The sequence below is a fragment of the Herbaspirillum sp. genome, from assembly GCF_035644555.1.
Taxonomy (GTDB): domain Bacteria; phylum Pseudomonadota; class Gammaproteobacteria; order Burkholderiales; family Burkholderiaceae_D; genus Herbaspirillum.
This window is the reverse complement of the sequence record NZ_DASQOH010000070.1, coordinates 173,876-195,946: the sequence shown is the minus strand read 5'-3', so window position 1 is coordinate 195,946 and position 22,071 is coordinate 173,876. Positions and strand designations below refer to the sequence as shown.

Genomic DNA, 22,071 nt, shown 5'->3' with positions numbered 1-22,071 from the left:
TAGGCGCTTGGAATAGGAAAGAAAATAGATAGCTGCACAGCGTGGATGCCCGGCCTCAGGTCCCGTATCTGGCCTGCCCGGCTTCATGCGAGCGCTCGGCGACCATGAGGCGCGAGACTTCCTCTACGCGGGTATTACTGACCTCGCCGCGGGCAGTTTCGGAATTGCTCCAGAGGATATATTCGACCGTCCCGTCAGGCGCACCGAATTGCTGGTACACCTCCGGCATGATGGGGACATGGTCGCCATACCAGCACAATCGGGCGGGGAATTTCTGGCGTTCGAGGAAGGCGCGCAAGCGGGCCAGCATACGGTCGGCGTTGCGCAGGTGACGTAGATAGACGGTCAGGTCGTCGCAACCGGCCGGCGGCGGCTCGGTATAGAGATCATCGATATCGGCCTGGCTGACCGATTCCAGATGCAGCGGGCCATGGTTTTCCATGGTGACCACGAAGATGAATACCGGCCCGGTGGCGAACTTGAGAACGGACTCGATCTTTTCGGCTACGGCGTCATCGCTGACGTAGGGCCCGAAGCGCGACTGCTCGTCGAACTGTTCGATGTCGATGAATTCGTCGAAGCCGAGTCGGGGGAATACGCGATCGCGTCGATAGAAGCTCTTGGGATAGGGATGGATGCACACGGTGCGGTATCCCTGACGCTTGAGATAGTGAGCCACGGACCCCGCCTTCCAGCCGGCTGCCACGGCACGATAGGGGTTGAAGCGATGCACACCCAACGCACGGTTGGCGATGCCGGACAGGAAAGCGAATTCGGTGCGCACGGTGTTGGCGCCCCATGCCGGCACCTTCATACTCCCGTGCACGAGCGCATCACGCTTGAGCTGGTCGAAGTGATGCAGGACATCCTTCTTCACGCCTGGGTAAAGGGCACGGGCATCGAAAAACGACTCGCTCTGGATCGAGACCAGATGCGGCATGCTGCTCGCCGGCATGGCCACCGGGGGCAGCGCGTCAAACGGTGAGGCGGTGCGGGGGAACTGGCTTTCCTCCTGTCCATAGCGCAGAAAACTCGCCCAGAAACCCAGTCGCGGCAGATCCACCGCGGGGTCCAGACTGATCGGCAGCGATTGGCGCAGACCAGCGCGCAGCAACAGCAGGCCGCCGATGAGCAGCGCCAGCATCGCGCCACCCTGTCCGCGGATCATGAAGCGCATTGTCGGCAGTGATTCTCCCAGCAGGCCGATGGCCACGGCCAGCACGAATCCAGCCGCCGCGCCGATGAACTTGAACCACCCGAGGAAGGGAATGTACAGACGCGGGTGCCGGATCGCATCGGTGAAATATTCGTAGTCCTGGAACACGAATGGCTCGCGCAAGGCCTTTTGCTTGGCATTGTTGACAAGGATGAAGGTGAGCATGATCGCCGAGACGATCGCCATCGAAAACCAGGGACGTCCGAGCAGCAGTACGCAAACGTCGAAAGCCAGCGTCCAAAGGGCGGTATGCAGGGCCCAAGCGCCCCACGGGCGGAGCAGCGCCGGACGCGGCGTCATCAGTGCCTCGATGAAGAGCGACAACAGCAATCCCGCCGCCCAGGCAGTCACCGCGGCAACGAAGGTGTCATTCATGTCCATAGCCCATCCAGCGTACGATACGGGTCGAAAGTCCGGCCGGCAGTACGGCCAGGAACCAGGTACCCAGGTTGAGAGGGAACGGGAAACTGATACGCGCCCGGTTGGCCTGCAGTCCGGCCTTGATGACGCTGGCGGCGCGCTGCGGCGTCCACAGGAAAGGCTTGGGACCAGGCATTTCATCACACATGGCTGACTTGACATAGCCAGGCATGATCACGTTGACCTTGATACCGTAGGGCAGCAGCCAGCCGCGCAGCGCCTCACCATAGGCTTTCAGTCCGGCCTTGCTGGCGCTATAGGCCGGGGTTACCGGCAGCCCGAAATAGGCGGCCAATGAACTGATCAGGGCGATCTGGCCGCGACCGCGCGCGCGCATGGCTGGGTAAACCGCATGCACGGCCACCATGGCCGACTTCAGATTCACATCCAGCAGGGCCTCGACCTGGTCCCAGGGCTCGGCTTCCCCATTGGGGCCCGTGCTGGTATTGATCCCTGCATTGAGGATCAGCAGGTCGATGCCCGCCAAACGCGCCAGTTCATCGCGCAGGCTCGCAAAGTCGCGCAAGTCGAAGCTGAGCGTTTCGACCTGCGCGCCGAGTGCAGCGGCACGCTGTGCCACCTCGGCCAGTTGCTCCTGATTGCGGCCATGCAGGACCAGACGCACACCCGGGCGCGCATAGGCCACCGCCAGGGCGCTGCCGATGGCGCTGGTGGCACCGGTAATGACGATTGTGCTTTGCAATTCTTCAGTCACGTTGACGCTCCAACCTTTCCTTCCAAGACCAGTACAGCACCATCGCGAAACCGACGCAGACGGTCACGTTCAGGGGTACCAGGCAAAAATTGTCTTCGTCCAGCGCAACCAGCACGGCCGCCAGCGAATAGAAAAACGTAAATATCTCTCCCAACAGCATGGCGGTATTGGCACGAGGCATCTTCGTGCGATGTTCGTCACTGGCTTTGGGGGTACGGTGGAACTCGCCATAGACGCCGAACAGGGCACGGCAGCCACCGAAGAAGTAATACCAGGCCATAGGCAGAAACATCGCGATATAGAGATAGGAATCCCAGACCATGCGGCCCAGTGAGCGCCTATCATTGATCCAGGCCCCCTTGCTGGAGCCGATGGCGTTATCGATACCCCATACGCCGGCCAGGATGAAAAATAGCAAGGCGCCCCACTGCACGCTGGCTGCGTCGAAGTTCAGGAGATAGTTCAGTGGCAGGCTCAGTAGTACCAGCACGTGGATGGACGCCAGCAGCAGCGAGGAAAACATGGTCGAGATGGCGTGCAACCGACGCATCAGCGGCATGCGCTGGTGGAACATGGCCCCGGCATGCTTGAAGGCGCTGTGGATCAGCCCACGCCCCCATCGTTCACGCTGCATCCGGAAGGCGCTGATGGTCTCAGGCAGGATCGACATCGACATCACATCGCGCAGGTAGGCATACTTCCAGTGGCTGAACTGGGCACGATATCCCAGGTCGACGTCTTCGGTCACGGTCGCATCGCTCCAGCCGCCCACGGCCTCGATGCAGCGCTTGCGCCAGACGCAGGAACTTCCGCTGAGGGAGGCCATGTCGCCATCTTCACTCAGTCCCACCGTCACATATTGCTGGTGGCCCATCTCCATGGCCTGGAACCGCGTCAGGAAGGAGTGGTCGCGGTTTTCATAGCCGATGCCGGTCTGCAGGAAGCCCAGTTCCGGGTCGCTGAAACAAGGCATCGTACGCAGCAGGAAATCCGCCGGCGGCAAAAAATCGGCGTCGAAGATGGCAAAGAACTCTCCACGCGACTGTTCGATGCCATGGATCAGGTTGCCCGCCTTGAAGCCATTCCTGTCCGGGCGCCGCAGTACGCGGATATCGATACCGGCAGCCTGGTAGCGGCTGGCCGCCTGCTGCGCCAGCGCCGAGGTCTGATCGGTCGAATCGTCCAGCACCAGAATCTCGAGCTGGCCTGCCGGATACTGCATCTGGCAGACGGCATGGATCAGGCGTTCGATCACGGCAGATTCGTTACAGACCGGCAGCAGCACCGTGACCGGCGGATAGCCGGCGGGTGGCTGCACTGGCAGCGCCGGTGTCGCCGTCAACTGCGCCAGCTTGCGCCGCTCGGTCTTGCGCGAAATCAGCAAGGCACGCAGCTCCAGCCCCACGTAAAGGAAGAAATAGCAGACCACCAGCCAGAAAATGGCCTGCGCGAGGAAGGAAAAAATGGAGACCAGCACGCTGCGCCCTTCAGAGACCAAGCACGGCGCAGACTTCCTGCAGCCGATGTGACCAGGTGTGATGGGCACGTACGTAACGGGCGCCTGCTTCGGCACGCTCCAGATCCAGAGACGACGGGCCATGCTTGAGACGGCCAAAGACTTCCTGCATCTCTTCCCGATTACGCACAACATGACAAAAATCGGCGAAGTGTCGCTCCACCGAACGGCTCGGATTGGTCACCGCAATGCCGCCACAGGCCAGGATTTCCAGCAGGCGGCGTGAAAACATGGTATCGGACGCGGTCACCGAATTCACATTGAGCGAGAGGACATGCCGCTTGTAGATCTCCGCCGTCTGGCGATGCGCAACGCCACGCTGTACGTTCAGGTGGCTGCCGCGGGGATAGCGGAATTCGATGTACCGGGAAAGCCGGTCGTGATTGCGATCGAAGACGTTGAGCGTCAGCGCGGTATCGGCGCAGGCCTGGAACGCGCTGTCCAGGAATTCCCGGCGCGCCCCCAGGATGCGACGATAGTAGCTCCCGGTGAAACAGGCTTCCTTGTGCGTGAAGCGAAAGCCATCAAAGCGATGGAAAGCCGGCTGGTAGGGCATGATCAGCGTGTTGACCGCGCGCGCACCGGGGGCGGCTGCACGGTACCTGGGCACGCAGGTCTCGTCGGTGGTGAAGATGTAATCGAAATGCCTGGCCACGTCGATGAAGGGCTCGAAATAGGCGCCGTCGTCCTTGTTCCAGAAGACCGTCGGAATGCCCCGGGCCTTGGCGAAATCGACCAGCCTGAAGATGGCCGTCGGTGGTGTCAGGCGCAGCAACCGGGGCTGGCGGGCCAGCTCGTAGCGCCAGCTGCCCCGTATGCCGTGGAAAGCCGATTCGACGAACACCAGATCGGGCTTCCACTCACTGATGACGGTGCGGTAGTTGGCAGGCGTGAGCGCCCGTACGCGACATTCTCCGGAAAGGCAGTCGGCGGTGAAGTGGTCGGTGACCAACGCGATCTTGAGCTGACCGAAGGGACCGGCTGCCGGTTGGTCTTCCTGCAATTCGGGGAAGCGGTATATCAGCGAACCGACGGCGCGAATGACTCTACCGACCATGCGGTGCTCCCATATTGCCAGCGCTGGCCCGAGGGGTCGCACCCGGCACTGCCGCACCGACGAAGCCCTGCCAGCGGCGTTGCTGTATCGCGTAGGTACGCGCACGCTGGCCGATCGCAGCCAGTTGCGCATGATCTTCCAGCGCCACCCTGAGTGTGCGAGCAAGATCTGCGGAGTCGCCTGCCTTGAAGAACCAGCCAGCAGGATCACTGCCCATCTCGTCGACAAACACCGGCAGATCAGGGACCACGACCGGACGCGCCATGGCCAGAGCTTCCACCAGCTTGAGCGGCGGCACGATCTTGCATACCTCGAAAGGACGACGCGGAATGCAGATCACAGCGCAACGGCCGATGATGGCACGCGCCTGGACGGCGCTGGCGCGGCCATGGAAACACACCACATCATCGACGCCCAGTTGGCGCGCCTGCTCTTGCAGTGCCTGCCCTGCTTCGCCGTGGCCTACCACATGCAAGCGGACCGCCAGGCCTTCACGCTTGAGCCGGGCGACGGCCTCCAGCAAGGTATCCAGACCTTCGTAGACGATCAGCGAGCCAGCGTAACCGATGGTCAGTGGTACTGCCTGGGCAGGATCGGCCGCCGGAACGCGGTCTACATCGATACAATTGGGTAACAGCGTCATGCGTTCGGCAGGAATGCCCCAATGCTGCTGGATGTACTTACCCAACTGTTCCGAGATGACGAACAGGCGGTCCGCCTGGGACGCCACCAGACGTTCCAGTGCCAGCCCCTGGCGGAAGGCCCAACTACCCTCGAAGTCCGGCGAACGGGAGATACGGCTCAGTTCCCACAGGCCGCGCATCTCGTAGTGGAAGGGAATTCCCAGTCGACGCGCCGCCAGCAGTGCCGGCAAGGCATTGGTGTGATTGGAAGCGGCGTGGATGGCAGCCACTTTGCGGCTGGCCGCCAGTTGCGCAATGGCAGGCGCCGCCTGCAGCGCGAACTGCAGGACCGGACGATGGTTGGAGGGGCTCCGGCTGTGGTGATAGAGGATGCCATCGACCAGGGTTGTATCAGGACCGGCATCGACGACGCGGTCCTTGCGATCCCAGGGATAGCCAGGGCGGGTCATCACGCTCACATCCGCGCCGACCGAGCACAGCGCGACAATGATCTCCTGGGTCCGGTTGGTATAGCCGGAGACGTGATAAGGCAGGGCGCTGGCAGCCACATACAACAGACTACCCGGACGCGGGGTGTACTCCGGCGCCCTGCGTGCCTTGCGCTTGACCAGCCAGCGCAAGGCGCAAACCGTCAGATGGCGATTGATCGCCATCGTCAAGGTCATTGACCGGAGCCGTTTCAAAAACAAGATAGTTACCTTTCTGGAGGGGCCGACGGGCGAACCTTGTCGCGTTCGCCGTCCGGCCTGGCCTCATGCCCTGGTGATACCGACCACGTCGACCAGACGCTGGTGAGGCTTGAGTCTGGAACGCAGGTCGCGGAACTCCTTGTGCGCCACCAGCACGGCAATCACATTGGCCTCGGCCAGCGCGGTATCGAGCTCGACCAGGCGGGCCTCGTCCAGCTGGGCCGGAAGCGCCTCGATATTGGGCTCCACCAGTGACACCTGGCCCGCATAGCGCGACGAGAGCTCATGAGCGATATCCACCGCCGGACTCTCGCGCAGATCGTCGATGTCCGGCTTGAAGGCCAGGCCCAGGCAGGCGATACGCACGTCCGCGCCGGTCATCCTGGCCTGCGCCATGGCTTCTTCTACCTTGCCGATGACCCACTTCGGCTTGAAGTCATTGACTTCGCGTGCGGTCCGGATCAGCTTGGCCTGTTCCGGATTGCTGTGCACGATGAACCAGGGGTCCACCGCGATGCAGTGACCGCCCACGCCAGCACCGGGCTGCAGGATGTTCACGCGCGGGTGGCGATTGGCCAGTGCAATCAGCTCGCGCACATCGATATCGAGCTGGTCACAGATCAACGACAGCTCGTTGGCAAATGCGATGTTGGTGTCACGGAAAGAGTTTTCGGTAAGCTTGCACATCTCCGCAGTGCGCGCCGTGGTGATGACACACTCGCCTTCGACAAAGATCTTGTACAGGGCTGCAGCGGCAGCCGAGCACGCCGGAGTCATACCGCCGATGACGCGATCATTGGACACCAGCTCGCGCAGCACATGACCCGGCAACACACGCTCCGGGCAGTGCGCCACGCGGATATCGGAGGCCTCGCCGGCATTCTGCGGGAAGCTCAGGTCAGGACGGGCCTCGGCCAGCCACTCGGCCATGCGTTCGGTGGCGCCAACCGGCGAGGTCGATTCCAGGATCACCAGATCGCCCTTCTTGAGCACCGGGGCGATGCCACGGGCTGCCGATTCAATATAGGACAGGTCCGGTTCGAAGCCTTCCTTGAAGGGTGTTGGCACCGCCACCAGGAAAGCATCCGCCGGCTCGGCCACGGTGGTGGCGCGCAGGGCGCCCTCGGTGACGACCGCGCGCACCACGATGTCCAGATCCGGCTCGACGATATGGATCTCGCCACGATTGATGGTGTCGACGGCACGAGCGTTGACATCTACCCCGATCACCTTCACCCCGCGCGAGGCAAAAACCGCGGCCGTGGGCAGACCGATATAACCCAGCCCGATCACCGAGATGGTCTTGAATTGCTGACTTGCTTGCATGACTTTTACCTTCGTTGGAAATGGAACTCGCGGAACCCGCCGCACGCGGCGCTCAGTTCAAGCTGGCCTTCCTTGCCAGCAGTGCTTCGACTATCCGCTGGCAGGCACGACCGTCGCCGTAGGGGTTATGGGCACGCGACATGGCCTGGTAGGCTGCGGCGTCGTCCATGAGCAGGCTCACGCCATTGATGATCTCCTCGCGGCTGGTGCCTACCAGTCTGACGGTACCGGCCGTGACCGCCTCGGGTCGCTCGGTGGTGTCCCGCATGACCAGCACCGGCTTGCCCAGCGATGGAGCCTCTTCCTGGATGCCGCCGGAGTCGGTCAGGATCAGGTGCGAGCGCTGCATCAGGTAGACGAAGGGCAGGTAATCCAGGGGCTCGATCAGATGGACATTGGCCAGGCCCTGCAGGATGCGGTTGACCGGCTCGCGAACATTGGGATTGAGGTGTACCGGATAGACGAAATCAGCCTGCGGATAGCGGTCGGCCAGTTCAGCGATTGCGCCGCACATGCGTTCGAAACCGGCGCCGAAGTTCTCGCGCCGATGGCCGGTGATCAGGATCACGCGGGCGTCCTGGCGGATAAATCCGAAGCGCTGCGAAAATTCCTGCTGCAGCAAGGCGTCACTGTCGATCTTGTCTTTCACTGCCAGCAGGGCATCGATGACGGTATTGCCGGTGACGACGATGTTGCCTTCGTCCACGTTCTCGACCAGCAGGTTCTGGCGCGACATGTCCGTGGGAGAGAAATGCAGCTTCGCCAGCGCGCCGGTAAGCTTGCGATTGGCTTCCTCCGGCCAGGGCGAATACAGGTCGCCGGTGCGCAGACCCGCCTCCACATGACCTACCGTGATCTTGCGGTAGTACGCAGCCAGGGTCGTGGCAAAGGTGGTGGAGGTATCACCGTGTACCAGCACCACGTCGGGCTGGAATTCCTGTAGCACCGATTCGATGCGCGCCAGGATTTCACGGGTGATATCGGACAGGGTCTGGCCCGGCTTCATGATGTCGAGATCGAAGTCTGGCGTGATCTCAAACAGTTCGAGCACCTGATCAAGCATCTGCCGGTGCTGCGCCGTCACGCACACCTTGGCATCAATGCTAGGTGTTTCTTCCAACAGCTTGACCAGCGGTGCCATCTTGATGGCTTCAGGCCTTGTTCCAAAAACAGTCAGTACTTTCATCTGATTCCCCCCTTAGGTCAGTCAACGTGATCGCGTACGATGCTTTCGAGCAGCTTCAGGATGCCGGCCAGCATGAGTGCGACCAGCAAGGTGAAGAAGGCGTTATAGATGCGGCGCGGCTCCAGCGGGTATTCCGGCAGGTTGGGCGTCTGCAGCACGGAAACCTTGTCGATCATGCGAGTGGCCTCCGAGCGCCCCCGCTCCAGACCGGCGAGCGCGGCCTTGTAGATATCCTGGGCGAACACCGTCTCCATCTGCAGCCGCTGGTACTCTTCCATCGTGTAGTTCAGCGTCTTGCCTTCGGGCTGTGCGAGCTTTGCACGTTCGCGTGCAATCTGCCGGTCCACCGCTGCCAGCGAGTTCTGCAGCATCACCACGTTGGGGTGATCGGGATTGAGGTTGCGAGGCAAGGCGGCCAGATTGGTCTGGATCTGGGAGCGCTGATCTTCCAGTTTGGACACGATGGCGTTGATGCCCTCGGCCGTGGTCTGAGGCGAGATCAATCCCTTGCTGTTCTGGAAGCGCAGCAGTGCCTGGTTGGTCTGTTGTACCCGCAGGCGTGCGGTATCGACCTGACCGACCAGGAAATCGACCTGCGCCTGAGCCAGTTCATGGCCCAGCTGGTTCATGTAACGCTCGCCTTCCTGTACCAGCGCCCGCGCCAGATCCTGGGAAAACTTGGCGTCGTATGCCTGTACTGCGATACGCAGTACCCCGGCGTAGTCGTCATATTCCACGCTGACCCGCGACAGGTAATAGGCGTGGAAATGCTCGATCGAATCGCGGCCCAGCCACATCCGCGAGAAGGGGTCATGCTCGCTGTCACTGTAGTGCTCGCGCAGGTGCAGTTTCTGGTCGAGCTTTTTGAGCATGTCCACCGACAGCAGGTATTCCCGCAGCAGGAACTGATCGGCCCGATTGATGCCCAGCATGCCCTTGGTGACGGCGGAAAGGTCGGTGGCCGCAGAGGCTGCGGAGTCCGTCTTGCGCAGGATCACGGTCGCTTCGGAGACATACCGGTCCGAGGCGACAAAGAGCCAATAGAGGCTGATCAGCACGGCCAGGACGGCGATGACACGGATCAGCTTCCCGAAAATGCGGATGGACAACCAGTCCTGTTTCAGGCGCGCCCAGCGCGAGCCCTTGACGGAGATTGGGGAATTTTCTGCTTGCATGTTACTCATGGGTTCAACGTCTCTTTGTATGCCTTCAGTGCATCTTCAATGTCGTCGAACCAGTCGGCTCGACCATCGTGGATCCATATGCCGGACTGGCAAAAATCGCGTAGCGTGCGCTCGTCGTGCGCCACCATGATCAGACCGGCTCGATTGGTCATGGACTTGAATGCCGCTGCCGCCTTGCGCCGAAAGGCAGCATCGCCAGCCGCAGTCACTTCGTCGGAGATGTAGACGTCGAAGTCGAAGGCCAGCGAGAGTCCGAATTGCAGCCGCGAGCGCATGCCTGACGAATAGGTTTTGACCGGCTCATCAAAAGCCGGCCCGAGTTCAGCGAAGTCCTGAATGAACTGCAGACGTTCGGCCAGATCGCTGCGATGGCCATGCACACGGCAGACAAACTTCGCGTTCTGGCGTCCGGTGAGCGTGCCTTCCAGGCCGCCCTGCCCCATCGGCCAGGACACACGGCATTGACGCTGGACCGATCCCTTGCTGGGCTGGTCAGCGCCGCAGATGATGCGCAACAAGGTCGATTTACCGGCCCCGTTGGCGCCGATCAATGCAACGTTGCTCGCCGTAGGGATGCGCAGATTGATGCCGCGCAGTACCCAGCGTCCCACGCCATGCTCCGTCATGTAGCGCTTGTGAACGTCGTCGACCACGATCATTGCATCACCAGCTTTCGTTCAAAGCGGCGGTACAGAACCAGTCCCAGGAACAGGCTGGACAAGGCCCACATCAACAGGTAGTCGAGACTGGTCTCGGCGACTGCGTGGTAGTTCTCCATGTATCCCAGACGGATCAGTTCCAGGCCGTTGGCGACCGGGTTGTACATCAGCCAGCCACGATAAGGCTCAGGCACAGCCGACATCGGCAAGATGACGCCCGAGAGCAGATAGAGCGGCATCATCAGCAGCTTGAGGATATGTTCGCTCTCCGGCACCAGCGCCATGAGCACCGATGCCACCAGGCCATAGCCCAGCGCGAACAGCCACAAGGCCGCTGCCGACAGCAGTACCAGCAAGGGATCATCGACGGCCAGCGTGTCGTGTCCAAGCAGCGCCGCACCCAACAGCAGCACGGCACTGATCACCGCCATCAGGAAGGCCTCCAGCAGCGCGCGCATGAGGGCGGTATCGAAAGGCTTGACCTGGCGATAGGCAAACAGCGGCAGGTTGGACTCGACCGCATAACTCACCTGCAGAGCGGTGCGACGGTAGAGGAAGAAGCCCAGCATGCCGATCATCGTCCACACCGCGAGGTCGGCACCACCAATGGTCTGGATGCGCAGCGAACGCCAGATCAGCGCAATGAAGCCGATGTGAACCACCGGCTCGGCGATGAGCCACAGCCAGGCCGCGCGCATGTCGAACAGGCGATCCAGCGCCTCGCGCAGGAAGATCGCATGCCAGACCGACAGCGTTACCGACAGCGCGCTGCGCTGCCGGGGAGCCAGTGAATTGTCAGAAGATTCGGTCACTTAGTCTTTGAGCACATTGTTCAGGGTGACACTGGGGGCTGCCACGGAGACCACCAGACTCAGGAACTTGCGGAATTCGGCGGCCGGCGAATTGGCGACGTAGATCACGTCATGGTCCTGCACCGGGAAGTTCTGGGTGACGAACAGCGAAGCCGGATCGCGCAGGTCCACCTGGTAGACCACCGGCACCTTGCCGTCCACGCCCACGGCCAGCGGCTGGGCGCTGCGCACCAAGGAGGGATCTTCGAAGCGGAAGATGAACACGCCGCGGGCATCGGCACGGCTATCGTTGAGTCCACCGGAGCGCGCCAGCGCCTGGGCCAGGGAAATACCGGCCGCCTCGAACGGAATTTCCTCGTTCTTGCCGGTCGCCCCCAGCACCGAGAAGGATTGCGACTGGAACAACGCGGTCACCACATCACCGGGTTGCAAGGCAATGTTCTGTCGCGGGTCGCGGATGATTGTGTCCAGCGGCATGGAGGCGGTCAGGTCGGCACGCGAAAGCTGGATGGCCATGCGATTGACCGGTTGCTTGACACCGCCACTGGCGGCCAGTGCGTCCAGCAGTCGTTCGCGACGCGGCGTCAGTGGCAGGAGCACACTGTTGCTGACCTCGCCCACCACGGTCACGTTGGATGAATTGTTCTTGCCCACGCGCACCATCACCTGAGGCCTATTGGCCTTGCCGTTGAGGCGACGCACAATCTCGCGCTCGATCTCGTCGGTGGTTTTGTCATTGGCCACGATGCGACCCGCAAAGGGAATACCGATGGTGCCGTCCGAGGACACCATCTGCGAAGGAAAGGCGACCGGCTGCACCGTGGTCGCGCTGACATGGGCGTCCGCGGAGACGGTTCCGAACAGCACCGCGGGTGGGGTCTCCCACAGGGTGACATCGACCACATCACCGGAACGCACCAGGTAACGATCATCGGCCTTGCCGTCGAACAGTCTGGCGAATTGCTCATGTTTGCGGCTGGCAGCCAGCCTGCGCGCCAGTGCATCATCCACATCGACCAGCTGGATACCCTCGATGCGGCCTGAGGCAGGCTCTTCGATCACCTGCGCACGGCTGGCGCCGGAGGTAGGAATCCAGCCTGGCATGGTGGCGCAACCGGCCAGCAGCACGATCAGGCTAAAGGGAAGGGCAAGACGCGCCCGGAGGGTCATTGAATGCATGGCTTGGATATCTTCTTGGGTATCGCTGTGGGCGGCCTGTCAGCCGACCAGTTTTCTGAGCAGCTCACAGGTGGTGGTGATCTGCTCTTCGCTGTGCATGGCGGAGAAGAAGAAACGCAGGCGCGCGGCCTTCTCTTCCACGGCGGGATAAATGATCGGCTGGGCATTGACGCCGGCCTGGAACATCTGCTCGGAGAGCTTGCCGGCCTTGATCGAACTGCCCGTGATCACAGGCACGACGGCATAGCCCTGGGCATAGCCGGTGTTGATGCGGTATTCCTGCATCCGCTGCAGGAACTGTCCGGTGCGCGCCCGCAGCTGATGCACCCGTTGCGGCTCGGCCAGCATGATGCGCAACGCTTCCAGAGAAGCCGCCGCCAGCGGGGGCGAGATACCGACGCTGTAGACGAAACCGGGGGCGGCGTACTTCAGGTGCTCCACCAGTGCCCGCTCACCGGCGATATAGCCGCCGCAACTGGCCAGGGTCTTGGAGAGCGTGCCCATCCAGATATCGACATCCTTGCCAGCCATGCCAAAGTGCTCGCGCAGGCCGCGTCCGCTCTGGCCGAGCACGCCCAGCGAATGCGCCTCGTCGACCATCAGGAAGGCAGCATGGCGGCGCTTGATGTCGATGAAGGCCGGCAGGTCGGGAATGTCACCGTCCATGCTGTAGAGACCTTCGATGACGATCAGCACCCGCTCGAAACGCGGACGCACCTCGGCCAGGATGGCGTCCAGTGCCGCCGCGTCGTTGTGCGGGAAGGAGCGTCGCGTGGCACCGGATAGCCGGGCACCTTCCAGGACGCTGTTGTGGATCAGGCTATCGTGCAGGATCAGGTCCTTGGGGCCGAACAGATAACCGATGGTGGTGACATTGGTCGCATGGCCACTGACGAAGACCACGCAGTCCTCGACCTCATAGAGCGCGGCCAGCGCCTGTTCCAGTTCCTGCTGGACCGGTCGTTCACCCGCGACCAGGCGACTGGCCGACGGCGTGGTGCCGTAGCGCAGGATGGCGTCGCTGGCGGCCTGGTTGACTGACGGATGACCGTTCAGACCGAGGTAGTTGTAATTGGCGAAGTTGATCAGCTCACGTCCGCCGACGCGGGTAGTCGCACCGGCTATGCCTTCATGGACCTTGAAAAAGGGATTAGGTACGCCAAAGCGATCGGCGGCGACCTTGGGTACGAGGATCTTCTGGTAACCCGGATGATGGTCGAAGCGGGTGAACGCCTGCGACACCCTGGTCTGCGCCGGCTGCGCAGCGGCACCGGCAGCGCGGCCGCCTTCGCTGGCGGCGCCGTTCCTGCCCAGGAAACGTGCGATCAGGTCCGACTTGGACCTTCCTTCCAATTTGCTCATGTGGTCAACCTCGCGCCTTGCGCCTTCATGCGTTGGGTCTCGGCGCTCATGCGGGCCCGATCTTCGGCGCTGACCTCTTCGCCGTGCTTGCGGATGAAATCCTCTACCAGCGTATCGGTGCCCGATGCGTCTTCGCTGGCATCCTCACCACCGAGGCGAGCCGCTATCTTGCCGGCGACCTTGGCGATAGTGGGCGCATCATTGAGCATCATCACCGGCAACTGCACGCCCACGCGGCGCTCCAGGCCCATGGCCAGTTCCACTGCCATCAGGGAATCGAGACCGAGATCGTGCAGCGACTGTTCATGGCCGATACGCTCTTCGCTCACGCCGAGGATGGCTGAGACCTCACGTGCCACCTGCTGGCTGACCAGTTGGAATATCTCGGGGCCGGACTTGCCGGCCACCATGCTGCGGAAGTCGCTGTCGTCGCGCACATCGGTGCGCGTGGCGCGGACCGCCTCCAGCGTCGCGAAACGAGTCGCTGGCGCCAGCAGGCGCGACAGCGTCGGCCATTCGAAATTGGCGGCGGCCAGGGTAGTGCCGAGGCCTTCCGTGGCCAGCAAGTGGCCAAGGGTGTCCAGGGCCTGGCGGGCCGATAGCGGCGGGCGTCCCAGACGCTGCTCCAGCGCATCACGTACTGCGGTATTGCGGGTCAGATAACCGGTGTCGGCGATCGGGCCCCAGCCAATGCAGGTGGCCGGCAATCCCAGCCGATGGCGCAGCCCGGCCAGGCTTTCCAGGCCGGCGTTGGCAGCCACATAGTTGGCCTGACCCGGATTGCCGATGGAGGTGGTAATGGACGAATACAGTACGAAGTGCTCCAGCGGCAGTCCCGCGGTCACCTCATGCAGATGCCACGCCCCTTGCAGCTTGGGCTGAAGCACCGCCTCGATGGCTGCGGTATCGAGCTTGCCGATGAGGCGGTCGTCGATCACCATGGCCGCATGCAATACGCCCTTGAGCGGCGGCATGGTGCGGCCGATCTGGTCGACCAATGCAGTCAGCGCGTGACGATCGGTGATGTCGCAGGCGACCGCATGGACTTGCGTACCCTGTGCCTGCAGCGCGGCGATGGCCTCGGGTGCGCCCGGCGTAGCGACACCACGACGGCTCACCAGCACCAGATTGCCCACGCCTTGCTGCGCCAGCCACTGGGCCGAGGCCAGACCGAAACCGGACAGACCGCCCGTGACCAGCCAGGTGGCATCAGTCTGCAACGGTGGCTGGGTAGCACCGTCGGGCTCGATGCGGGCCGGGACCTGATCCAGCGTCACCACCACCTTGCCGATGTGGCGCGCCTGTTGCATGGTACGAAACGCATCGACGATGTGCGGCACGGCGAAACTACGATAGGGCAAGGGCGCCAGCACAGCTTCGTCGAACAGCGCCATGAGTTCGGCGAACAGGCGTCCGGACAGGCGAGCGCGCCCGGTCAGCAACTGATCAGCATCGATGCCGAAGTAGCTGATGTTGTCCTTGAACGGGCGCAGGCCGATCGGGGTGTTCTCGAAGAAGTCCCGCTTGCCCAGCTCCAGGAAACGACCGAAGGGCTTGAGCACCGAGAAGTTGCGACGTACGGCCTCGCCTGCCAGCGAATTGAGTACCACGTCCACCCCCTCGCCGCCGGTCGCTGCCATGATGTCGTCGACGAAGTCCAGGCTGCGCGAATCGAACACGTGGTCGGCTCCGAGCAGGCGCACGAAGTCGCGCTTTTCTTCGCTGCCGGCGGTGGCAAAGACTTCAGCGCCCAGGTGACGGGCCAGCTGGATGGCAGCGATACCGACCCCGCCGGCACCGCCGTGGATCAGTACGCGTTCGCCTTCAGCCAGGTCGGCCAGGTGACGCAGGGCGTAATAGACGGTAAAGAACACGGTGGGCACCGTGGCCGCCGATTCGAAGCTCCAGTGCGCAGGCTTGCGCGCCACCGCATCGCGGCGGGTGACGATATGACTGGAGAAGCAGGCGCTGCCGAAGCCCATGACTTCGTCGCCGACCTGCAGATCGGTCACGGCCACACCTACCCGGGTGACCACACCGGCGAATTCCAGCCCCAGGCTGGCGCCGGCAAAGCCGTTTTCGACCGCTTCGTCGGGCAGCAGTCCCATCAGGTACATGACATCGCGGAAATTCAGGCCGGCGGCCATCGTGCGGACTTCGATCTGGTCATCGGCCAGCGGCTGTAACGGCAGCGCGAACCACTGCAGGTTACGCAACTGGCCGGGTACCTTGAAGTCCAGACGGAAGCGCTGCTCGCGCGAGGACGGCGACGCAGTCGTGCCGCCCGGCTCACGCGGCTCCCAGCGCAGGGACCGGCGCGCCGCGCCACTGAGCAGGATTTCGTTGATACCGTCGGGGGCCAGCAACTCCTGGACCAGACGCGCGCCATCCTCCTGTTGATCGGCACCGCTGTCGGTGTCCAGCAGGGTGATCTGCAGATCCGGGTATTCGTTCATCGCCACCCGCATGGCGCCCCACACGGCCGCTTGCGCAGGATTGTGCAGGTACTGCGCGGGCAGTCCCTGCGCCAACGCACCACCCCGGGTCACGACCCACAGGCGCGGTACGTGGACGGCGCGCATCAGCGACGGCGTGACATCCAGCAATTCGCTGACGCGGCAGCCGGCAGTGTCGATGTTTCCAGCCCAGCCGCGCAGATAGACCACGTGATCTGCATCGTTGTGTAAGACCCGCTTCAGGTCGGTGGTGCAATCGACCTGCTGGCCCCGCGCGATCAGGCAGGCTCGCAGATGTTCGGTCATCAGTGCCGAGGCATCGTCGAACCAGAGCAGCCAGCGGCGGGCCGGACCGGCCAGCGGCGAAACGGGCTGGGCGGCCGGGGCGGCATGACGCGCCAGCAGCAGATAGGCGGCGCGGCCAGCGGCCTCGGGTTCGCTGAGGCACTCCACATCGCTCAATCCGGCACGGGTGAGGAAGGTTTCCCATTCGGTCGGCGAAGTCAGCGAAGAAAGAGGTGCGCGCGCGGCATCCGCCTGCTCGGCCGCGGCATGCCACCAGCGCGGCCGCAGGCCTTCGATGAAATCGGCGCTCAGGTCGGGGTGGCGCTCGGCCACCACCAGCAGTCCGGCCGACGCCATCTGGCCACGCAGTTTTTCCAGTACTTGCTGCGGCTGGGCGGCAAGATTCAGGCTGTGGCGCAGCAACACCACATCGTAGGCTTGCGGCAGCGCTGACTCGCTCTGCAGGTTCCAGTCGGCATCCAGCCACGCCAGGCTCAGGCCAGGCTGGCCCGACAGGTCGGCCTGGTGCCGTTGCATGGCCTGTTCATCGGCCAGTGCCAGGGTGTATTGCAGACGCCCCTCGGCTTGCGATTGCACGAAACGGTGTGCCACGTCACTGTAGCCGACGGAGATCTCGAGGATGCGCAAGGCGGCCTGCGGCGGCCAGTCACGCGCGAGATCGGACAGCAGCTGTTCGATAGCCCGGGTCGTACCGGCATAGAGCGGATCGCTGTCGAGCTGGGTCTCTACTGCAGGCATGTGGACCAGTTGTACCCAGAAGCTCTCGTGCCGCGACGGATCGGCCAGCAGCGCCGGCAGGTGCAGACCGACGCGGCCGGCCAGCAAGAGCTGTGGCAGGCTCTGTGGAGATTGGATCAGCAAGAGCTTCCAGATCTCGGCCGCCGGAGGCAGCCCCGGGTCGGTAGTGAGCTGCCACGCCTGGCCCACGCGATTGAGCAGACCTTCGGCCTTCAGCACTTGGTGTACCCAGCGTCCATAGGAACTGGATTCCAGCACGACAGGATCGACCACATCGCGCACGGCTTCGTACAGGAAGGCCATCACCAGCGCTTCCTGCAGTGGCAGGTTTTCGTTGAACCAGGAGTGGCGCCGGGTCGCCAGTTGTGCCAGCGTCTGGCGGATGCCGGCAGCCAGCGTGGTGACGGCCAGCGACGGTTGCATGAGCGCCTGGTCGGCGCCATCGGCGCGCGGTGCGAGGCGGGCGGTAGTCTGCCACAGGCTGACCGCGCCACCCGTGCCCTGAACCAACGGCGCGGCACGGAAGCGGCAATCGTTCAGGCGAGCCACCAGTTCACCGGCCGCGTCATGCAGTTCGATATCGGCCAGGGCGGCACGCGTACTGACGCGTTTGAGATGCAAACGGGCACGCTGCGGCCGATGCGCGGCGAATACCTCGATGCGTCCGGTCTTGACCGGCAAGAATGCACGCCCACGAGCGGCCCGGATCTCTTCTCCGAAAAAGCCGACCAGAGCCTGAAAGCAGACGTCCAGCAGCGCGGGATGCAGCAGGTAATCGGACAGGCTGGCCTGCAGCGCGTCTGGTACGCACAGGCTCAGTTCCATGTAGTGTCCGGCCAACCGGGCCTGGCTGAAGCCGCGGAAAGCCGGACCATATTCCAGCCCGACAGCGGCGGTGAAAGCGTAATGCTGACCGGCGTCGATGACGCTGCCGTTGGCAGGAACAGCGATGGTGCTTGCGTGGCTACCCTTGCCCGGGCTCAGGATGCGGCCGCTGGCGTGCAGCGTCCATTCGTCATCGGACAGCCGGGGCTTGCTCTTGATGACGAAGCTGCCATCGCGTTCGTTCAGACTCAGGCGCAAGGTGCGCGCCTGATCCTGATCGAACAGCATCGGAGCCAGGATATCCAGCTCTTCCAGCAGATAGTGCCTGGCCCCTCGCGCACCCAGCCATTGCCGGGCGGCGGCCAGCGCCATCTCGGTGTAGCCGGCCCCGGGGAAGACCACCGCACCACCGACCTGATGATCCTTCAGCCAGGGCAGGATGCTGGCGTCCAGCACGTTTTCCCAGACATGGCCGTCATACAGGGACCACCCGAGCAACGGATGCTCGCGCCGGCTGGTGTTGGCGCGGCGCCCTTCGCTGGTGCTGGGGTGCCAGTGACGCACATGTTGCCAGGGGTAGGACGGCAGATGCACGGGGCGTCCGGGCTGCGGGAAATGATGCTGCAGCTTCGGTGAGCGCGCCAGTAATTCGGCCCGCGCTACCGTTTCCATGAGGCAGTCCACGCCGTCGTTCTGGCGGCGCAGGAAGGGCAGTACCTTGCCCTTGACCCCGGCGCCTTGCAGCGATTCGGCGATGTAGCGCTGCAGGATGGCATGCGGACCGATTTCGATGAAGACACGGCAATGACGTTGCGCCAGAACCCGGATAGCCTGGTCGAACAACACCGGCGCCCGGACGTTGCGCCACCAGTAGTCGGCATCGAGTTGGGCGCCTTGCAGTTCCTCACCGCTGACCGTAGAGACGAACAGCGCCAGATCGGAAGCGCCCGGTTGCAGGCTACGCAGACTTTCGGTGAGCAGCTCCTGCACAGGGTCCATGGCGTGACTATGGAAGGCATAGTCGAGATCGAGCAGGCGGAAGAAGACACCACGCGGACGCAGCCAGGCCTCGATACGACGCAACTGTTCAAGCGAACCCGAAAGCGTGACATTGCCGGGACTGTTGATGCCGGCCACCACCACGTCGTCACCGCCGATGGCGGCGATAGCTTCTTGTGCCTCCTGCTGGCCGAGGGCGACGGCGGCCATGCGGCCGGTGCCGCGGGTCTTGCCTTGAGCGGCACTGCGCATGACCACCACCTGCAAGGCCTGATCCAGGCTGAGTGCACCGCAGGCCCATGCCGCCGCCACTTCGCCCACGCTGTGTCCGGTCACGGCGGCGGGTTCCACGCCCTGCTCCCGCAGCAGCAAGGTGGCGCCGACCTGCACGGCAAACAGCAGCGGCTGTGCCACTTCGGTATCGTCCAGGCGCGCCTGCGCGCCATTCGCGTAGAGTTCGGCCAGGATGGAATAACCGAGCAAAACCTGCATGCGGGCATCCAGATCAGTGATGATCTGTCGGAAACGCGGGACTTCCTCGCACAAACGACGACCCATGCCGATCCATTGCGCGCCGTTGCCGGAATAGACGAAAGCAATATCGCCGGCTTCGGCGGGTGCGTCTTCGCAGACGATGGTGGATACCGTCCGACCTTCGGCAAACGCTTGCAGTGCGGCGACCAGTTCGATGCGCGTGGCGGCCCGGCACACCAGCCGGCGCGCCAGACGCTGGCGGCCGGTCGCACTGGCATAGGCGATGTCATAGCAGCATTCATCGGCAACTTCCTGGTCCAGCCAGCGTGCGTAACGTGCAGCCAGCTGGCGCAAGGCCTCGTCGGTTCTGGCCGAGAGGTACAGAGGCGGCAGGCCCCTGCTGGCCGGCGATGCCACGGCGGCCCCGGTGGCCCGCCGCGGGCCGGCTTCCAGCAGCACATGGGCATTGGCGCCGCCGAACCCGAATGAATTCAGGCCGGCGACCAGGGTGCGGCCATTCCGCGGAGTCAGTTCGGTGTACTCGGTCAGCAATGCCAGCTTCAGGCCGGCAAAATCGATCCTGGGATTGGGGGTATCCAGATGCAGGCTGGCCGGCAGGGCGCGCTGACGCAGCGCGATCACCGTCTTGACCAGACCGGCCATGCCAGAGGCTGCTTCGAGATGACCCAGGTTGGCCTTCACCGAACCGATGGGCAAAGGCTGTTCACGTCCCGCTCCGGCGCCGTAGACGGCCCCGATGGCGGCCGCCTCGATCGGATCGCCCACCGAGGTACCGGTCCCGTGCGCCTCGACGAAATCGATATCGCCGGCGGCCAGTCCGCTGCGCGCCAGGACACTGCGCATCAGCTCCACCTGGCCGTCGCGGCTGGGAATGGTGATACCGGTCTTGCGCGAACCGTCGGCGTTGACGCCACTGGCGCGGATGACAGCCAGTATCTCGTCACCATCGGCCTCGGCCTGGGCCAGCGGCTTGAGCAGCAGCACCGCGCCACCTTCGGCGCGCACGTAGCCGTCGCCGGATTCGTCGAAGGCCTTGCTGCGACCGTCGGCGGAGAGCATGGCGGCCTTGGTGAAACCCACGAAGGGATAGGGGTGCATCAGCATGTTGACTCCGCCCACCAACGCCGTGGAGGCCTGCCCGGTCTGCAATGCCACGCAAGCGTGATGCAGCGCGACCAGCGAAGAGGAACAGGCGGTATCCACGGCCAGCGATGGGCCATGCAGGTCGAACACGTAGGAGATACGATTGGCGGCCACACTCATGGTGTTACCGGTCATCATGTGCCCCCCCAGACTGGACAGATCGTCCAGCACACGGGTGCCGTAATCGAGACTGGAAATGCCGACGTACACCGCGCAATCGCTGCCGGCCAGTGAAGCAGGCAGGACGCCCGCATGCTCCAGGGCCTCCCAGGTCAGCTCCAGCAGCAGGCGCTGTTGCGGGTCCATCCAGGCGGCCTCGCGTGGCGAGATACCGAAGAATTCCGCATCGAACTGGTCGGCGCGGCTCAGTACACCAGCGGCGAAAGTGATGCTGCGCCCGGGTTCGGCACGGGTCGGATGCTGCAGTTCATCGGTCGCCCAGCGATCGGCCGGCACCTCGGTCACGAGATCGCGGCCGGCCTTCAGTGCCGCCCAGAGTTCGCTTTCGTTGCCGAGATCACCGGGAAGACGAAAGCCCATGCCGACGATGGCGACAGGAGCGCAGGAAAAGGGAATGGACCGGCTGCCGCTGGCCTGCTGGTCGATACCGTGTGGCAGCTTAGCGCCGTCGCTCGTTATGCCTTGAGCCATGCTTCCCCCGAAGATGCTCTTCCCTGCCCCCCCGTAAGCTCGAACGCCCCCTTGACCTCCGAATCCACTATGCAGTGAAGATAGTTCACTTAATCAGGCGGCGAAGTATTCAGTAAATAATCACAAACATCCCGATGAATTACGATGTTTACTTGTAAAAGCAGATCTTCAAGACGACGAAGGCGTCGTCTTTTTCCGCCTAAATTGATCCCGGAATATGAGACAAAATTCTTGGCATTGAGGAAAAATCACAAATTCACAAGACGGGAAATCGGATATTTGACTACTTTTGAGCGATCTTACATGTAATTTATAAGAATTTTCTCAATTTTACTGGAGTGCATGATTATTTAATTCAAAGGATCTTTCATGACAATCAGCTGAAAAATCCCGCAATATCCCGATTATAATTGCACAACACTGGCGCTGTGCTTTTGACGCTACAGCTGATTGCCAATTACGTAACTTCGTGATGGTCGGGAAGGGTTTCCCG

At 62.9% G+C, this 22,071-nt stretch carries 13 protein-coding genes; all 13 read right to left on the bottom strand.

The annotated features are described in order from the left end of the window. Window positions 1-55: 55 nt before the first annotated feature. Window positions 56-1,597, bottom strand: a complete 1,542-nt coding sequence (locus tag VE092_RS19805) for an LTA synthase family protein (RefSeq protein ID WP_324879705.1) — start codon at window positions 1,595-1,597, stop codon at window positions 56-58. After that, window positions 1,584-2,351 carry an SDR family NAD(P)-dependent oxidoreductase gene (locus tag VE092_RS19800; protein WP_324879704.1) on the bottom strand — a complete coding sequence of 256 codons (768 nt, stop codon included), beginning with the start codon at window positions 2,349-2,351 and terminating at the stop codon, window positions 1,584-1,586. The genes VE092_RS19805 and VE092_RS19800 overlap by 14 nt, the downstream gene beginning before the upstream one ends. After that, on the bottom strand, window positions 2,344-3,828 hold the full coding sequence (locus tag VE092_RS19795; protein ID WP_324879703.1) for a glycosyltransferase: 1,485 nt from the start codon (window positions 3,826-3,828) through the stop codon (window positions 2,344-2,346). Before VE092_RS19795 ends, VE092_RS19800 begins: the two co-directional genes overlap by 8 nt. A 10-nt stretch (window positions 3,829-3,838) precedes the next feature. Further along, window positions 3,839-4,924 (bottom strand): CgeB family protein, encoded by a 1,086-nt coding sequence (locus tag VE092_RS19790; RefSeq protein WP_324879702.1) that lies wholly within the window; start codon window positions 4,922-4,924, stop codon window positions 3,839-3,841. Next, window positions 4,914-6,221 (bottom strand): glycosyltransferase family 4 protein, encoded by a 1,308-nt coding sequence (locus tag VE092_RS19785; RefSeq protein WP_324879701.1) that lies wholly within the window; start codon window positions 6,219-6,221, stop codon window positions 4,914-4,916. The genes VE092_RS19790 and VE092_RS19785 overlap by 11 nt, the downstream gene beginning before the upstream one ends. A gap of 99 nt (window positions 6,222-6,320) precedes the next feature. Continuing rightward, the gene (wecC, locus tag VE092_RS19780; RefSeq protein ID WP_324879700.1) at window positions 6,321-7,583 is read right to left on the bottom strand and encodes a UDP-N-acetyl-D-mannosamine dehydrogenase; all 1,263 of its coding nucleotides are present in this window, start codon (window positions 7,581-7,583) and stop codon (window positions 6,321-6,323) included. A 52-nt stretch (window positions 7,584-7,635) separates the two neighbouring features. Beyond that, window positions 7,636-8,769, bottom strand: a complete 1,134-nt coding sequence (gene wecB, locus VE092_RS19775; protein WP_324879699.1) for a non-hydrolyzing UDP-N-acetylglucosamine 2-epimerase — start codon at window positions 8,767-8,769, stop codon at window positions 7,636-7,638. A 17-nt stretch (window positions 8,770-8,786) separates the two neighbouring features. Further along, window positions 8,787-9,944, bottom strand: a complete 1,158-nt coding sequence (locus tag VE092_RS19770; protein WP_324879698.1) for a chain-length determining protein — start codon at window positions 9,942-9,944, stop codon at window positions 8,787-8,789. 5 nt (window positions 9,945-9,949) lie between these two features. Further along, window positions 9,950-10,612, bottom strand: coding sequence for an ABC transporter ATP-binding protein (locus tag VE092_RS19765; RefSeq protein WP_102661757.1), 663 nt, complete (start codon window positions 10,610-10,612; stop codon window positions 9,950-9,952). Continuing rightward, window positions 10,609-11,424, bottom strand: a complete 816-nt coding sequence (locus tag VE092_RS19760) for an ABC transporter permease (protein ID WP_324879697.1) — start codon at window positions 11,422-11,424, stop codon at window positions 10,609-10,611. Before VE092_RS19760 ends, VE092_RS19765 begins: the two co-directional genes overlap by 4 nt. After that, window positions 11,425-12,594 carry a polysaccharide biosynthesis/export family protein gene (locus VE092_RS19755; RefSeq protein ID WP_414653515.1) on the bottom strand — a complete coding sequence of 390 codons (1,170 nt, stop codon included), beginning with the start codon at window positions 12,592-12,594 and terminating at the stop codon, window positions 11,425-11,427. 48 nt (window positions 12,595-12,642) lie between these two features. Then, window positions 12,643-13,965 carry an aminotransferase class I/II-fold pyridoxal phosphate-dependent enzyme gene (locus VE092_RS19750; RefSeq protein WP_324879695.1) on the bottom strand — a complete coding sequence of 441 codons (1,323 nt, stop codon included), beginning with the start codon at window positions 13,963-13,965 and terminating at the stop codon, window positions 12,643-12,645. Continuing rightward, window positions 13,962-21,578 (bottom strand): SDR family NAD(P)-dependent oxidoreductase, encoded by a 7,617-nt coding sequence (locus VE092_RS19745; RefSeq protein ID WP_324879694.1) that lies wholly within the window; start codon window positions 21,576-21,578, stop codon window positions 13,962-13,964. Before VE092_RS19745 ends, VE092_RS19750 begins: the two co-directional genes overlap by 4 nt. Window positions 21,579-22,071: the final 493 nt, after the last annotated feature.